This is a genomic window from Amycolatopsis keratiniphila subsp. keratiniphila (assembly GCF_001620365.2).
Classification (GTDB): Bacteria; Actinomycetota; Actinomycetes; order Mycobacteriales; family Pseudonocardiaceae; genus Amycolatopsis; species Amycolatopsis keratiniphila.
In genome coordinates this window covers 65,099-80,717 of record NZ_LQMT02000025.1, presented here as the reverse complement: position 1 = coordinate 80,717, position 15,619 = coordinate 65,099, and the positions used below count along the sequence as shown (strand labels likewise).

The window sequence follows — 15,619 nt, the reverse complement described above, 5'->3', positions numbered from 1 at the left end:
CCGCGTCTAGCGCGTGTCGGTGTTTCGTTGACAGCTAGGGGTTTTTCGTGATTCGCAGGGTGCTCGCCGGAGTGGTGGCGATCGGTGCGGCGGTGCCGGCGGGGCCGGCGACCGGCTTCGCTCAGCAACCCCAGCCGGATCCCGGTGTCACCGTCCAGCTCAACGACGACACGGCCTACGAACTCGGGCTCGTCAACAAGTACGTGCACGGCGAAGCCAACGTGGCGCTGGCGCAGTGCCCCGGCGGAGACGGTATGAAGGCGCCGACGTCGACGACGTTCTCTTCGCCGGTGCTGACCGTCGGGAAGTACGACTACGGCCCGCTCATCGGGGTCCCGGCGAACGTCAGCGCCGACGTCGAACTCAAGGCGGGCACGGCGCCCGGCAGCTATCCGCTGACCGTCAACTGCAACGGAAAGTCTTATACGGCAACGTTTTCCGTTCCGCCTCGGCAGGTGAGCGCGGTGCCTTCCGGTGGCGCTCGCGCCGGTGACGGCAGCCTGGCGTCCTGATTCCTTCCGCCCGCACCGGCGATCGCGATCATTTCGTGACCAGGGAGGGCAACCGACCGGCCGTGTGCTGCGTTTGCCAGGCGTGGGGGTGAACGACGAGCCGGTCCCGGTCGGGGGGCCGGGGCCGGCTCGGCGCGCCTCGGGAGGTGGACATGAAAGCGAGACAGGTGCCGCTGGTGCTCGCGGCCGCCCTGCTGGCCGTCCTGGCGACGCTGGCGGTCGTCCTGTCCGGGCCGGGGGAGACCGGCCAGGCCGCGCCCCCGGCGAGCGTGGAGCGGACGGACGTGCCGGTGGCGCCGAGCGACGAGCCGCAGGCCGAACCGGCCGCCGGGATGCCGAAGGCCGATCCGGTGTCGATCGACCTGCCGAAGATCGACGCGAAGTCCAGCCTGATCCCGCTCGGGCTCAACGCGGACAACACCATCGAGGTGCCGCCGGTGACCCAGCCGTTGCAGGCGGGCTGGTACGTGCACGGTCCGACGCCGGGGGAGATCGGGCCGTCGGTGGTCCTCGGGCACGTGGACGGGAACAAGCAGAAGGGCATCTTCTTCCGCCTGAAGGAACTCGCGCCCGGTGACAAGGTCTCGGTCGCCCGCAAGGACGGCACGACGGCCGAGTTCGCGGTCACGAAGGTCGAGCGGGTGGCGAAGGACAAGTTCCCGACCGACGCCGTCTACGGCGACACCACGGAACCGGAACTGCGGCTCATCACCTGCGGCGGGGTCTTCGACAAGGCGTCGCGCAACTATCTCGACAACATCATCGTTTTCGCCCGGTTGATCGCGAGGTGAGTTCCATGATCAGGTCCGCCTTGGTGCTGGCGTTCGGGGTCGCGCTGGTCGCCCCGGCCGTCGCGTACGCGCAGGACGCCCCGACCACGAGCCGGAAGGCGGATCCGTACCCGTTCCTCGGGCTCTCGCCGCGGCAGTCGGTCGCGGGGGAGGAGATCCTGGTCTCGGTCGGCTGCCCGGTCGGCGAACTGGGTGAGGTGAAGTCGAAGGTGCTCGACCGCATCGGCGAATTCACGGTGACCAACGAGGTTCCGGTGATCCAAGGGGCCGTCGCGCATATCGACGCCGGGGCGCGGCCCGCCTTCTACACGATCACGGCGATCTGCAAGACCACGACGATCACGGCCAATCTCGAGGTCGTGCCGGACAAGACGCCGACCTCGTCGAGTAAGCCGCCGTCGCCGAAGCCGACTGTGCTGCCGAAGCCTGCTCCGCCGGGGAAACCGGCTTCGGGCCGTCAGGTTTCGAAGATTCCGGTGGGGGCGCCGCAGACCGGCGGCGGGGCACTTTTCTCGTAAGTGGTAAGGCCTGAGAGATAAGGCAGGGTGGCAGGTTGCGAAAGTGGCTTTCGCAACGTCTGCTGAGGCGTGAAACGTGAGTGGCCGATTCGCTACGTCGCCGAGGGCAACCGATTCCTCTTCCCGATGGTGTTCTCACTGCGAGGGCTCGCATTGAGGGAGAAAGATCATGGGAATGAAGGGAATCGTCGCGGGCGCCGGTCTGCTCGCGATGACGGCGGGAGTGCTCCTCGCTCCTCAGGCGTCGGCCACCGCGCCGCCGCCGAAACTGTCGGTCAGCCCCGCGAAGGTCGCACCGGGGCAGGCACTGCACTTCACCGCCGGTTGCCACGGCACGCCCACCGCCGTGACGTCGCCGGGACTGACCGGTCCGGTCACGCTCTCGGCCCGGTCCGGCGCGACGTACAACGGGCACGGGAAGGCCGTGGGGAAAACCGGCAAGTTCAAGGCGAGTTTCCGGTGTGACGGCGGGCCGAACCTGCCCGCCGCGAGTGGGACGGCGACCGTCGAGTTCGAGATCGTCTGCCCGCCGCCGGCGACCACCACGCCCAGCAAACCGCCGTCGAGCAGCAAGCCCCCGTCCAGCAGCCGGCCGCCGTCGAGCAGTGAACCGCCGTCGAGCAGCAGCGCGCCGTCGTCGAGCTCGGCGGGGGTCGTCCCGGCCGCGGTGACGAAGCCGTGCGGTATGCCGGGCAAGACGCCGCAGGTGAAGGTCAAGCCCGCCGGTGCCCCGCAAACCGGCGGCGGCGTTTAGTCCTCTGAATGCGCCAAGCGCGTGAAGGCCCCCTTCCCTCGGCTGAGCCGAGGGAAGGGGGCCTTCACGCGCATCAGGACAGGGGCCCGCCGGTGATCGTGAACGCGATGAACAGGATCAGCACCGACAGCGCGCCGTAGGTCAGGACGTCGACCGGCTTGCCCCGGATCGCCAGCAACCCGGCCTTCGCTTCGGGCAGCGCCGCCCGGAGCAGGCCTGCGAGCAGCAACGCGCCGCCGATCAGCGCGGCGCCCTGCCGCCAGTGGTACTGGCCGATCCGCAGGGCGGCGACGGCCACCACCAGCATCACCAGCAGAAACGGCAGGTGATGGAGCAGTGCCCCACGGTCACGCCGCTGTCCGGCCACCGCCATCAGTCCTCGTCCTTCGGGGTCTCGCCGGCAAATCGGTTCACGCGGTCAGTATCCCGGGTGAGTGATCCGGCAGCAGGTCAGGGCGTCTTCCGAGCTGTCAATAGCGGCAAAACCCACATGCGGGGTGCACAGGAGCGCGGATACGGTCAAAATGTGACCGTGGCACAACCGACGACTCAGTTGAACGCGACCGAGCAGGACACCCTGGTCAAACAGATCGGCCTCGCCCTGCTGCGGGCCGCTCCGCGTGATTGGCGGAAGGTGACCGCCGAGTACCGAGCCGTCGGCAGGTACCACGAGATGACCGGCGAGATCATCACCGAGGACGGCACCTCGCACGAGTGGGTCGCGACGCACGACATCGCGACGCTGTTCGGCAGGCTCCGTGCCGGGATGTACCGCGACGGCCGCGGCACCTGGTTCAACGCCCGTTACCAGCTCGACCACCCGTCCAGCTACAACCTCGAGTACAACCGCGACGAGCCGCAGTGGCGCCTCGCGCCGCCTCCGCAGGCGCTCTCCGACGAGCTGCGCATGTTCCCCCGCTCCGAGGAGAACGTGCCCGAATGGCTGATCCGGCGCATGTCCGGCCTCGGCCCCGAGCAGCCCGGACCGCATTTCCGCATCGCCCGCATCTTCGACACCATCGGCCCGGCCGGGCGTCCGGTGATCAACCGGCCCGACCTGGAGATCGAGGAGCAGGACAGGCTGCTCGAATACCTCGACCGCGCGCCGCTGGTGGTCACCGAACGCGGCTACGACATCGACCGGCTCGCCCAGACGCCCGAGGCCACCGTCCCGGTCGCCTTCCACAGCGACGGGCAGTGGATCTGGCCCGCCGCCGTCAACTTCTATCTGCGCGAGTACGGCGTCTCGCCGGAGCTCGACCTGATCGACCACGTCCGGCAGAACGACTTCACGCTGCCCGAGGTCGACGCCCCGACGCTGCAGGCCGCGGCGGGGTACCTCACCCGGGGGAATCAGCCCCCGCAGCAGCGCCCCGGCCCGGGTGGCCCCAACGGCGTGCCCGCGGGCCCGCCGCCGCAGAACGGTCCGGCGCCGTCTCCGCAGGCCGGTCCTGGACAGCCCGGTCCCGGTGGTCCTGGCCCGAACCAGCCCCCCGCCCAACCGCCCGTCCCGCCGCCGCACCAGCAGGGCCCGGATCCGGCCGCGGTGGCCGCCGCGGCCGCGGCACCGGTCGCCGCGGCGGCGGCCGTTCCCGCCGCCGAATCCACCGTGCCGGACCAGGCCGAGCAGGCCCAGCGGTACGAAGACGACTACGACACCCAGGACTACCAGGCGCAGGACTTCCACGAGGCCGCCGCCGAGCAGCAGTACGAAGAGGGTTACGAAGACCCGTACACGTCCGAACAGGACGCCTACACCGACGAGGCCCGGCAGGACACCGAGCCGGAACCGCGAATCGCCGACCCGGAGGCGACCACGTACGCGCGGGCTCCGCAGGCCGACGCCTACGAGCAGCCTCCTCACGTGGAGGAGCAGGAAGCGTACGCGCGGCAGGAAGAAGAGCAGCCGTACGCGCCTCCGGAGGAGGAGGCGACCACCGGCTACACGCCGGTCGAGCAGGCCGACGCCGGTCCTGAGCTGCCTCTCCTGACGCACGACGCGGAGCCGAACGTGGCCCCGCCGCCGTCGGATTCCGAGGTCACGCAGGTCGACGCCCCACCGCAGGAGCGGGGGACCTTTGCTACCACTCCCGCGCCCCAGCCGGAGCCCGAGCCGCGACGCGAGGAAGCGCCGCGACGCCGCGCCGAGCACCCCGTGCCGGTGCTGAACGAGCTCCAGGCGAAGTTCGACGACCTCGACGTGCCCGAAGACGTCTACCGCATCGGCGCCCCCGCCGAGCACGGCTGGAGCGTCGAGCAGGTCGACGGTGGCGGCTGGCGGGTCGGCTGGTACGACGGGAAGCTGACCAACCCGGCGGTGTTCGGCGACGCCGAGGACGCGGCCGCGTTCATGCTCGGCAAGGTCCTGCTGAACCCGAACGGCGCCCCGCCTCCCGAGGAGGAGCCCGCCGTCGAAGAACCGCCTGTCGAGGAGCCCGCTCCGGCGCCTCCCGTGCTGGCGACGCTGTCCCCCGAGATCGCGACCGGTTCGCATCCGGTGCAGCCGCGGGAGTCGATCCCGGCACAGGAGCAGACCGCGTTCACGACGGCCGAGGAGCTGCTCGGGGACGATCCGGACGACGAGCCCGCCCCCGCTCCGGTCCCGCCCGCGCCCCCGTCGCGGCCGAACCCGGTGCTGGCGAGCCCGCCGCCCGCGCCGCCGCGGCGTGAGCCGCCGGTGACGCCGCCTCCCCCGCCGCCGCCGATGCGGCGCGAGGAACCGGCCCGTCCGCCGGCCGCGGCGAACGCCGGGGCGCCCGACGCCAAGCAGAACTGGCCGATCTCGCCGCTCAACGGCGAGCCGCCGCTGACGCTGTTCCGCGGCAAGGAGCTGCGTGAGCTGCCCGCCGGCAGCGAACTGGACCGCTTCGGCGGCCCGAACGGCAACCTGACCTACGCGGCCGGGACGCCGTTCGAGGAGCGCTCGCTCGTGCCGGAGTGGGTGAACCGGCCGTACCACGTGTACCGCGTGCAGCGTCCGCTCGAAGCCCTCGCCGGTGTCGCGATCCCCTGGTTCAACCAGCCGGGTGGCGGGTCGGCGTACCTGCTGCCCGCGTCCATCGAGGAATTGCTCGCCGAGGGCGACCTCATCGAGCTGGACCCGGGCGAACCGCCGATCGACTAGCGCTCAAATGTCATGAAAGGGTCGTTCCTGACGTTTTTCGTCAGGAACGACCCTTTCATGACATCCGGGGTCGGGGTCAGTGGATGACGAGGCCGTGCGCGGCGGCGTAGGCGATCGCGGTCTCGGTGTCCACGTGGACACCGGAGAGGTTCGCCTGCACCAGGCCGTTCGCGTCGAGCCGCGCGCCGCGCAGGTCCGCGCCTTCGAGTTTCGCACCCGCCAGCCGGGCACCGGTGAGATCGGCACCGCGCAGGTCGGCGCCGGTCAGGTCCGCGTCCAGCAGGTTCGCCTCACGCAGCCGCAGTCCACCGAGATCTACTTTGGACAGACGAGCCTTGCTGAGCGAGACCAGCGAAAGATCGCATTCGGTGAAGGCGATCTTCTGGAACCGGCAGTCCACAAAGGACGATCCGAGCATCGAACAGGAGCTCCACCGCGTGCCCGCCAGTACACTGCGGTCGAAGGTGCACGAGCGGAACGCCGACGCCTCGTGGCGCGAGCCCTCGAAGTCCGTCTTGGTGAAGTCGCACTGGTCGAAGGTGCAGCCTTGAGTGCGCAGCCCGCGCAGATCGGCTTCGGTGAAATCACAGCCGACGAAACTGCGTTTTTCCCACCATTGCTGGGAAAGGACGGCTTCTCGGTAATCCTCCGCAGTCTCCATCACCCCTCCAGGATCGCATACCCGGTCACGGCCAGGTGATCCCGCCGAACAAGTCGCGCAGCTTCGCGGCTCGGCGCTCCGAGGACGCGGCGATCCAGCCGATCCGGCCGAGCAGATGGGCACGGAAGTCCGGATGCCCGCCCCGGTTCTGTGCTTCCGGGCCGGTTCGGGCACAGTTGTGGAGCAGGGCGCGCAGGGCGTCGTAGTCGGCACGCGTCGCGGCGGGCGCGCTGTTGACCACCAGGCCCGCGACCCGTTGCCGCTGGTGCGCGCCGGCGATCGACGTCTTGTCGTCCCGCAGCCGGAAACCCTCGCCGGTCACGATCCGCCGGACACCGGGCAGCAACCGGTGCAGTGGCAGGGAATCCCCGGAGAACGCCAGATCGTCGGCGTACCGCGTGTACGTCGCGCCCAGTGCTCGCGCGAGCCCGTCGAGCCGGCGGTCCAGATGGTGCGTGACCGCGTTCGCGACCGAGGGCGAGGACGGCGCGCCCTGCGGCAGATGCGTGGCCGCCAGGTTGCTCAGCAGCCGCGTGCGCGCCGGATCCCGCCGACTGCCGGGCACGGTGGCGAGGACATCGGGCGGAACGGCGGTGGTGAGCACACCCGCCAGCGCCTCCGCCACCGCGGGCGGATAGCCGGCGAGGGCGAGCAACGCCGAGATCCGGCGCGCGGACACCGTCGGGAAGAACCCTTCGAGGTCCATTCTGACCACGGTCTCCCGGCCGGCGTGCGGCGCGGCGCACGACAGCGGCGAACGCCCGCGCCGGAACCCGTGCGCGGCCTCGTGCACCGGTAGCGCGTCGACGACGTGCCGCACGATCCGGCGCTGCAATTCGGCGAGCCGCGGTTTCGGCCGCTCGATGAGCCGCACGCCGCCCGAGGCGGTCGGGATCCAGCGGTAGGTGTAATGCCGGACCGGCTCGGCCGCACGCCTGTTCCAGCTCTTCGCGTCGGCGAACCACGAGAGTTCGCCGGGTGTCAGATCGAGCGCGGCGGCGCACTCGTCGAACGTCGTCCAGCGGGCCACTTGGAATCGCCAGACCGGCATGGGGCCGAGCAGCGACGCGGGGGTGACTCTTTCTCCTGTCATCCGCGCGGACTCGTACGCGAAGCATGCCGCGCTCGCGCGGGGCGCCTTGCCTGGCTGACTTCGTACTCCCCGGGGTTGCCCCGGAGTGGGTGGCGATCCACCGGCTCACCTCCGCGTCGCTGCCACCACCCTACCGATTTCAGCGGCTCGGGATGATCTTCGAGCTCGCCACGTAGTTCATGGCCTCGATGAACTTCGGGTCGTTCATCCGTCGCTCCATCTCCGGATAATCGAGATCGACCAGCCGGGTCTGGATCCACCACAGGTTGCCGAACGGGTCGAGGACCCGCCCGACACGGTCGCCGAAGAAGAGTTCGGTCTGCTTCGTGACCTCCTCGGCCCCCGCCTCGATCGCCCGGCGCTGCGTCTCGATGCTGTCCTCGACGTAGAGCCGCAGATATGCCGGAGTGTCGACCCAGTCGTCCTTCGCGTCGAACAACATGACGACCGAATCGCCGATGCGGACCTCGGCGTGCCCGATCTTCCCTCCTTCGACGTACACCGGTTCACCGAGCGGCTCGGCCTCGAAAACGCGCTTCAGGAAGTCGATCACGCCCGCGGTGTCGCGCGAGATGATCCACGGGGTGACCGAGTGGTAGCCGTCGGGGATCGGGTTGGTCATCGGGTTCTCCTCAGTCGTCGTGTGCGATGAGAAGAACGCTAGAACCCGTATAGGACAGATCGTGTCCTAATGCGTCTTCAGCAGGAAAGCCGGCTGCGACTCCTGCCACTCCGGCATGTCCAGCGAGTCGAGCACCTCGACGATCCGCTTCTCCTCGTACCGGAAATGCGTCTCCATGATCGCCGTGAGGCCATCCAGTTCCCGTTGGACGTCGAGGATCTCGTCCTCACTCGACCCAGGACCGATGCCGCCGACCAGCTCTTCGAGCCGTTCGATGATCCCGGTCATCACCCCGTGGTCGTGCGCGAGCTCTTCGAGCGACGGCCGCAATTCGGGGAATTTGTCCGCCAGTACAAGGAAAGCGCCACCGTCCTCGCCGGTGTGATGCCTCGTGAGCGCCGAGCAGAAGGTGAGGCAATGGGCGCGGAGATCGCGCAGCCGCTCGGCACGCCCCTCCGCGACCGACCCGAGGTCGTCGTGCAGCAGGGCCAGCTCTTTACGCAGCCAGTTGTGAACCTGAACGAGTTGATTTCCGAACGCCGTCAACCGGCCGTTCGTCCGAGAAGGGGTTTCCATGATTTCCCATGGTCCGGCGCCTCCATGCCCGCGACGGTCTCTTTGCCGGGTGCACTGCGACGCTGGCGCAACTTCAGCACAGCCCCCGAGTGATCGTCAAGAGGGTTCAGTGGAAGTCACGGGACTTGGCGGTGATCCGCAACGGCAGATGCCGGATCTGTTCGGCAAGGACGTTCACCACCTCACCGGTGCGCTCGACCACGCCTCGGATCAGCAAGGCCGGACTGCCGCGGGCGACCCGGTGATAACGCTGCCACACACCCATCGTGCAAATGACGTTGATCATCCCCGTCTCGTCTTCGAGGTTCATGAAGGTGACGCCGCCCGCGGTCGCCGGCCGCTGGCGATGGGTCACGGCTCCCCCGGTCAGCACCTGGGCGCCGTGCGGGATCTCGCGCAGGCCCGCGGCGGTGACGACGCCGAGTTCGTCGAGGTGTTCCCGGATGAACTGGGTCGGGAAGCTGTCCGGCGACACCCCGGTGGCCCAGACGTCCGCGGCCGCGATGTCGATTTCCTCCATTCCCGGCAACATCGGCGCTTTGACCCCGGTGACGAGCCCCGGCAGTTTCTCCAGGCTTTCACCGGCGACCGCGCCCGCCGCCCAGAGCGCGCTTCGCCTGCTCTCGCCGAAACAACCGAACGCGCCGGCCGCGGCCAGCGCCTCGACCTGCGGTTTGGTCAGCCGCACCCGCCGGGCGACCTCCGCCAGATCCGCGAACGGGCCATCGCGTTCCCGCTCCTCGACGATCTTCCGCGCCAGGTTCTCGCCGATCATCCGCACGGTGGACAGACCGCCCCGCACGGCGAGCAGTTCTTCCCCGCCCGGCAAGGGTTCCAGCGTCGCGTGCGGGAGGCTCGCGTTGATGTCCGGGCCGAGCACGCGCACCCCGTGCCGCCGCGCGTCGGCGACCAGCGACTGCGGCGAGTAGAACCCCATCGGTTGCGCCCGCAGCAAACCCGCCAGGAACGCGTCCGGGTGGTAGTACTTGAAGTACGAGCTCGCGAACACCAGCAGGGCGAAGCTCAGCGCGTGACTCTCCGGGAAGCCGAAATTCGCGAAGGCCTTGAGCTTGCCGAAGATCTTCTCCGCCAGCTCCCCGTCGACGTCGTTCTTCGCGGCGCCTTCAAGGAAACGCCGTTTGAGCCTTTCCATCCTGTGTTCGGAACGTTTGGCGCCCATGGCGTGCCGCAGCTGATCCGCCTCCGCCGGGGTGAAATCGGCGATATCGAGGGCGATCTGCATCATCTGTTCCTGGAACAACGGGACACCGAGTGTCTTCCCCAGCGCGTTGGCCAGTTTCGGATGGTCGAAATCCCATTTCTCCTTGCCGTTCTTGCGCCGGATGTAGGGATGCACCGATCCACCCTGGATCGGGCCGGGCCGGATGAGCGCGACCTCGACCGCCAGGTCGTAGAACGTCTTGGGGCGCAAGCGGGGCAGTGTGGCCAGCTGCGCGCGGCTCTCCACCTGGAAGACACCGATCGCGTCGGCACGGCAGAGCATTTCGTAGATGTTCTGATCCTTGAGATCCAATTCGGAGATGTCGACCTCTTCCCCTTTGTGGTCACGAACCAGATCGATCATATAGTGCAGGGCCGACAACATTCCGAGCCCGAGCAGGTCGAATTTGACCAGCCCGGCGGCGGCGCAGTCGTCCTTCTCCCATTGCACGACACTGCGATTCTCCATGCGGGCCCATTCGATCGGGACCACCTCGCTCACCGGCTGTTCGCAGATCACCATGCCACCGGAATGGATGCCCAGATGCCGGGGGAAGTCTTCGAGCGCGCAAGCCAGCTCCACGACTTCTTCCGGGATGTCGTGATCGTGGTCCTTTTCCGTGGCCCGCAACGCACCCCACCGGTCGATCTGCTTGCTCCACGCGTCCTGCTGGCCGGGCGAGTACCCCAGCGCCCGCGCCGCGTCCCGGACCGCGGACCGCGCCCGGTAGGTGATCACGTTCGCCACCTGCGCGGTGTTCAGCCGCCCGTATTTCCGGTAGACGTACTGGATCGCCTCCTCTCGGCGATCGGATTCGATGTCGAGATCGATGTCCGGGTAACCGTCGCGTTCCGGGGCGAGGAATCGTTCGAAGAGCAGGCCGTAGCGCACGGCGTCGACCTTGGTGATGCCGAGCGCGTAACAGACCGCCGAGTTCGCGGCCGATCCCCGGCCCTGGCAGAGGATCTTGTTGTCCCGGCAGAACCGCACGATGTCCCAGACGATCAGGAAGTAGCCGGGGAACCCCAGTTCTTCGATGATCTCCAGTTCGTGCTCGATCAGCTTCCGCGCTTTCTCACGGTATTCGGCGTCTTTGTTCTTCTCGTGCTCCTTCGCGCCCTCGTAGGTGAGCTCCCGGAGGTAGGACGCTTCGGTGTGGCCTTCCGGAACAGCGAACGGCGGCAGTTTCGGCTCGATGTGGTGGAGTTCGAACGCGCACTCCCGCCCGAGCAGCGCCGCTCGTTGCACCGCGCCGGGATACCGCGCGAAGATCTCGGCCATCTCCTCCCCCGATCGCAGGAACGCCGTCCCCGCGGCGGGCAGCCAGCCCTCCATGTCCTCCAGGCCCCGCCGGGCGCGGATGGCGCTGAGCGCGTCGGCGAGCGGAGCCCGCTCCGGCCGGGCGTAGTGCGCGGCCGTGGTCGCCACCGTCGGCAGCCCGAATTCCGCGGCCATCTCGCTCAACAGGTCGTTGTGCGTGCTGTCCAAGGGAAGGCTGTGGTCGATGAGTTCGACGTACACGTTTTCCCGGCCGAAGCAGTCGATGAGTTCCTTCAGCCGCACGACGGCCGCCGCGGGGCCTTCGGTGACGAGTGCCTTGCGCACCGCGCCCTTGCGGCAGCCGGTGAGCACGACGCATTTCCCGCGTACCTCTTCGGCGACCGCGCGCAGATCGTAGACCGGCCTGCCCTTCTCCGCCCTTTCCTTGGGGGACAACGACCGCCGGTCGAAGCCGTGCAGCTGCCCGGCGGTGATCGCCCGGTTCAGGCTCAGATAGCCGTCCTTCTGCTTGGCCAGCAGGAGCAGGTGCTCACCCTCGGGATCGGTGAACCCGTTCTGCGGGCCGGACAGGCCGAAACTGAGCTCCGTGCCGAAGACGGTGTGCACGCCCAGCTCCCTCGCCGCTTCGGCGAAGCGCACCACGCCGTACATGCCGTCGTGATCGGTGAGCGCGATCGCGTCCAGGCCCAGCCGCGCGGCTTCCTCCACCAGTTCCTCGGGATGGCTCGCGCCGTCGAGGAAGCTGAAGTTGGAATGGCAGTGCAGTTCGGCGTACGGCACCCGGCGCGCGGTGGCGCCGTCGTCGTCGCCGATCAGCCCGGTCAGGTCCGCGGGCCGCTGGTATCCCTGCCGCTTGGCACTCCACGCGGGGCTGTCACCGCCGTCCCCGGGCGGTACCTCGCCCGCGAGCTCGCGGGCGAGGTCCTTCCATGGCCGCGGAGGGTTGTTCCAGCCCATCGGTCACCGGTTCTCGGTCGAGCTTCTCGGCGCGGGGACGAACACTTCCGCGCGCGGGACGCACGCCGCCCAGGCCGAATCCAGCTCGGCACGTTGCACCGGGATGGCAGGCTCCTCCAGCCATCGCCGCACCAGCCGCGTGTACTCCTCGTCCATGTTCAGTCGTACTTCCCTTCCAGTGTCCACATCGGATTCTTGTGGTGCTCGAAGCGGAGCAGCACCGCTTCCTCGGCGTCCTGCCCGTCGGCCAGCAACACCTGCAGCCGCATCCGGGTCGCCGACCGGGCGTGCCCCGCGCCGGCCCGGACACCGACGAACCACGGCCCCGCCCAGGCGATCACCTCGCGCGGCTCACCACCCTCGAAGCTCACGAGGTACGGCGCGGCGGTGACCCGGCGCCGCGCGGTGATCTCCACGACGCGCCCGTTCTCGTCCAGCACCTGTGCGGGCACCGGCCGGGCGAACACCGTCGCCGGGGAAGGCGACGGAAGCCTCCCGGCCCAGTTCGCGTCCGCCTGCGCCGTCTTCTCCCGTCTGTCGCCCCACGGCACCAGCCGGACGCGTTCGGCGGGACCGTGGCCGCCGTCGAGCACCGCGGTGAAGACGCTCTCCGGACCGAGCAGCCCCTGCACCCGCACCAGGGTGCGAGCGGCGCGCTCGCCGGACAGGTCCTCGTCCTCGGTGGACGGCCGCAGCGCACCCGCCGCACCCGCCTGCCACAGCCCGAGCTGGAGCGACCGGCCTTCGACCGTCTCCTCCGGCTCCAGCCGCAGCCGTACGACCCCGGAGTGCGGGCGATCCTTGGCTTTCAGCCAGCCTTCGAACTGCCAGCGCACCCTGTCCGCGACGCCGAGCGGGGTCAGCGGTTCGGCGCAACGCCACACCCGGCCGAGCTGTTCGCCGGTCTCGGTGGTGGCGTAGATGCCGAGCCGGGTGCAGGCCAGCCCGTACGCGGCGAGCCCGGCATGGAAACGCTCGCCGAGCCCTTTCGCCACGAACGCGGCGGCGTCGACCCGGTCGATCGGCGGGTCGAACGCCTTCGCGAGCGAGAGCTCCGGCGGCGGACGGCGACGCGACGGCGGACGTTCGGACCGTCCTCGGGCCAACCGATGCGCGAGCACCCCCTCCATGCCGAAACGCGCGGAGACATCGCTTTCGCCGAGCGCCGCGAAGGCACCCAACGTGTGCAGGCCGAGCTGTTTGAGCAAGGTGACCAGCTCGGCGCGGCCCGCCTCGGGCTGGTCGAGTTCACGGATGGGCAGCGGGGCAAGGAATTCCGCCGTCCCACCGGGTTCGACCAGCGTCGACCGGCGGGCGGCGAGCGTCGCGGCGAACAGGCCGTCGGCCACGCCGACCTGGCTCTCCACGCCCGCCGCCACCGACACCTCGTCCACCAGTCTTTCGAGGAGGCCGTGCTCACCGCCGAAGTAACCGGCCGCGCCGTCGACCGGGACGGCGACGATCCCCGGGCGTACCACCTCGACACCGACGGCCAGCTCTTCCACCGCCCGTGCGACGGACTCGAAGAGCCGGGCGTCGCGACCTTCGTCCTCGCCGAAGACCGCCAGCTCCGGACAACAGGACTGGGCCTCGCGCCGCCGCATCCCGCGACGGACGCCGTATCCCCTGGCCACCGCGGTGCAGGCGACCACACGGTTCGCCGAGAAGACCGCGGCCGGACGGCCGACGGGTTCGCCCGCGACGGCCGCGGCGGCGACCGCGGGCCAGTCCGGGCACCACAGCACCAGCATGCGCACCGGCGGGTTCATGCCGTCCCCCATTTGGTCGTGGGGAACTCGGCCCGCTCGACCTCGCCCTGGCCGGGAAAGCGCAGCAAGGCCGACATCGGCCGGGCGGCCGCACCCCGGCCACCCGCCCGTACCTCAACTTCACGAGCGCGCAGATAGCCCGCGCCACCGCCGGTGAAACCCGTCCAGCGCGAACGACGACAGCTCAGCTCGACCTCCGCGCCGGGCCAGGAACCCAGCGAAAGCAGCACCGAACCACGATTGCGCGCGCGGGCGGACAGCCTTCTCGCCACCTCGGGCCGGGCGAGGCCCGGACCGACGACCACGAGATCGAAGCCGTCGAGCAAGGCCGCGGTCACCGCCGGGAACTCGGCACCGGGGCGGGGGACCAGCGCCAGCCTGCCCACCTCGACCCCGAGTTCCGCGGCGGCGACCACCCCGAGCGTGGGCAGGCCGACCGCGACCGCCCACGCACCGCCGGCGGTCGCGGCGGCCAGCAGGGTGAGCATCAGTGACGTGGACCCCAGCACCGAAACGGTGCTCCCGCGCCGGAGCCCCGCGGCGGGCAGCAGACCGGACAACGCCGGGGACACCGGGAGCACCCTTCCCGTCGTCCTCGCGTGTTCGGCCGCGGAAGCCACGCCACTGGCCGTGCTCACTCCTGGCAAAGCCGCCAGCCTCGCCAACGGCAAGGCCCGCGCCTCGACCACCTCCGCTGTCACCGGACCTCGCCTCCCCACGACACCTAGACCGTCCTTTGTGGACGGCACCGGCGTGCCACGGGGAAGGCGGCACTTCGAACGCTTGTTCGATGACTCCAGTAGACCGGGTGGCGCAGCGGTTGTCAAGCGAGCCGGAACGATCACCGGCCCTGTCACGTCCGAGACCGGGGGTCTTCCCGTCAGGAAAGGAAAACCGCAGTGGACGACGCTTGGCCCGAGACGGTGAACGGCTGGGAACTCGCCAGGGAAGGCCATATCGAGAACTACCGCAAACGCCTGGCCAACCGGGTCACGGTCACCGCGATCTGGGAGAACGGGACCGGGCGGGGCCAGGTGGACGCCCGCACCGAGCCGCTGGGCGGTGGCCGGACGCTGACCAGCAGCCGCAAGGACTTCCGGGACAAGGACGCGTTCTGGACCGCCGCGACGTGCGTGCTGGAGATGGCCGCGAACCTGCCGTCGCTGGACTGGCACACGAGCCCGGCGCCCACGGCGCTGGCCGGGACCGTGGCAGGCATGGTCGAGGCGGAGCCCGGCACGAGCGGCTACCCGGAGGCCGAACTGACGTTCACGTTGACCGACGGGCAGACCGTGACGCTGTGCATGACCGACGAGCAGGCCTTCGACCTGAGCAACAGCATCTCTCGGCTGGATCACCACGTCTGGTCCGAAGAACGCGAAGACGACGAAGACGAATACGAGGACTACGACGAACCCGATGTGGTCGAAGAAGTGCCCGACGTCAGCGAAGTCCGGTCCGGTCCGGACACCGGGCACGACCTGGTCACCGTTCTGGAGGAACGGTTCGGCGTCACCGAAGACAGCCTGCTGGCGCACGTCGACTGGTCCGCGCTCATCGTGGTGGGTGAACCGGCCGTGAGCTCCCTCATCGAACGAGGTGGCGAGCTGACCGACGCGGTCGCGCCGCGGTGGTATCCGGTGGTGGCGGACCGGCCCGGTGAGCGCTGGGTGGTCCTGAAGCGCACCGGCCTGCGCTACCAGGGGGAATGAACGGCGGTTTCTGTCATTCTGGACGCC

At 69.5% G+C, this 15,619-nt stretch carries 15 protein-coding genes; 6 read left to right on the top strand and 9 right to left on the bottom strand.

Annotated features, from left to right (window positions below):
- The first annotated feature begins 47 nt into the window (after positions 1-47).
- The 4 genes from AVR91_RS26515 to AVR91_RS43200 all read left to right on the top strand — a co-directional run bounded on the left by AVR91_RS26515 (position 48) and on the right by AVR91_RS43200 (position 2,575).
- Complete coding sequence (locus AVR91_RS26515) at positions 48-512, top strand: hypothetical protein (RefSeq protein WP_394329970.1); 465 nt, start codon at positions 48-50, stop codon at positions 510-512.
- A 152-nt stretch (positions 513-664) separates the two neighbouring features.
- Positions 665-1,303 carry a class F sortase gene (locus AVR91_RS26510; RefSeq protein WP_063272372.1) on the top strand — a complete coding sequence of 213 codons (639 nt, stop codon included), beginning with the start codon at positions 665-667 and terminating at the stop codon, positions 1,301-1,303.
- 5 nt (positions 1,304-1,308) lie between these two features.
- Positions 1,309-1,821, top strand: a complete 513-nt coding sequence (locus tag AVR91_RS26505) for a hypothetical protein (protein ID WP_063272396.1) — start codon at positions 1,309-1,311, stop codon at positions 1,819-1,821.
- A 169-nt stretch (positions 1,822-1,990) separates the two neighbouring features.
- Positions 1,991-2,575 (top strand): hypothetical protein, encoded by a 585-nt coding sequence (locus tag AVR91_RS43200; protein WP_157376261.1) that lies wholly within the window; start codon positions 1,991-1,993, stop codon positions 2,573-2,575.
- 73 nt (positions 2,576-2,648) lie between these two features.
- On the opposite strand, the gene AVR91_RS26495 is transcribed toward AVR91_RS43200, so the two are convergent.
- Positions 2,649-2,948: a DUF3017 domain-containing protein gene (locus tag AVR91_RS26495; protein ID WP_007032100.1), complete on the bottom strand. Its 300-nt coding sequence runs from the start codon at positions 2,946-2,948 to the stop codon at positions 2,649-2,651.
- Positions 2,949-3,065: 117 nt separating this feature from the next.
- Between AVR91_RS26495 and AVR91_RS26490 the strand changes: the two genes are divergently transcribed.
- Positions 3,066-5,699 (top strand): glycohydrolase toxin TNT-related protein, encoded by a 2,634-nt coding sequence (locus AVR91_RS26490; RefSeq protein WP_455577840.1) that lies wholly within the window; start codon positions 3,066-3,068, stop codon positions 5,697-5,699.
- 76 nt (positions 5,700-5,775) lie between these two features.
- On the opposite strand, the gene AVR91_RS26485 is transcribed toward AVR91_RS26490, so the two are convergent.
- From AVR91_RS26485 to AVR91_RS26455, 8 genes are all read right to left on the bottom strand, one after another.
- Positions 5,776-6,363, bottom strand: coding sequence for a pentapeptide repeat-containing protein (locus AVR91_RS26485; RefSeq protein WP_043847899.1), 588 nt, complete (start codon positions 6,361-6,363; stop codon positions 5,776-5,778).
- Positions 6,364-6,385: 22 nt separating this feature from the next.
- On the bottom strand, positions 6,386-7,453 hold the full coding sequence (locus tag AVR91_RS26480; protein ID WP_228709351.1) for a reverse transcriptase family protein: 1,068 nt from the start codon (positions 7,451-7,453) through the stop codon (positions 6,386-6,388).
- 139 nt (positions 7,454-7,592) lie between these two features.
- Positions 7,593-8,075, bottom strand: a complete 483-nt coding sequence (locus AVR91_RS26475) for a VOC family protein (RefSeq protein WP_063271352.1) — start codon at positions 8,073-8,075, stop codon at positions 7,593-7,595.
- Between the two features lie 66 nt (positions 8,076-8,141).
- Entirely contained in the window at positions 8,142-8,651 is a 510-nt protein-coding gene (locus AVR91_RS26470) for a hemerythrin domain-containing protein (RefSeq protein ID WP_063271351.1), read from the bottom strand.
- Between the two features lie 106 nt (positions 8,652-8,757).
- A complete protein-coding gene (locus AVR91_RS26465; protein WP_063271350.1) occupies positions 8,758-12,111 on the bottom strand; it encodes an error-prone DNA polymerase in 3,354 nt (1,117 codons plus the stop codon).
- Positions 12,112-12,114: 3 nt separating this feature from the next.
- Positions 12,115-12,267: a hypothetical protein gene (locus AVR91_RS43420; RefSeq protein WP_162836879.1), complete on the bottom strand. Its 153-nt coding sequence runs from the start codon at positions 12,265-12,267 to the stop codon at positions 12,115-12,117.
- Positions 12,268-12,269: 2 nt separating this feature from the next.
- The gene (locus AVR91_RS26460) at positions 12,270-13,880 is read right to left on the bottom strand and encodes a DNA polymerase Y family protein (RefSeq protein ID WP_228708028.1); all 1,611 of its coding nucleotides are present in this window, start codon (positions 13,878-13,880) and stop codon (positions 12,270-12,272) included.
- Positions 13,877-14,551: a hypothetical protein gene (locus AVR91_RS26455; RefSeq protein WP_394329678.1), complete on the bottom strand. Its 675-nt coding sequence runs from the start codon at positions 14,549-14,551 to the stop codon at positions 13,877-13,879. Before AVR91_RS26455 ends, AVR91_RS26460 begins: the two co-directional genes overlap by 4 nt.
- Before the next feature lie 228 nt (positions 14,552-14,779).
- Here AVR91_RS26455 and AVR91_RS26450 point away from each other — a divergent pair, with 228 nt between their 5' ends.
- Positions 14,780-15,592, top strand: coding sequence for a hypothetical protein (locus AVR91_RS26450; protein WP_063271348.1), 813 nt, complete (start codon positions 14,780-14,782; stop codon positions 15,590-15,592).
- The last annotated feature ends 27 nt before the right edge of the window (positions 15,593-15,619 follow it).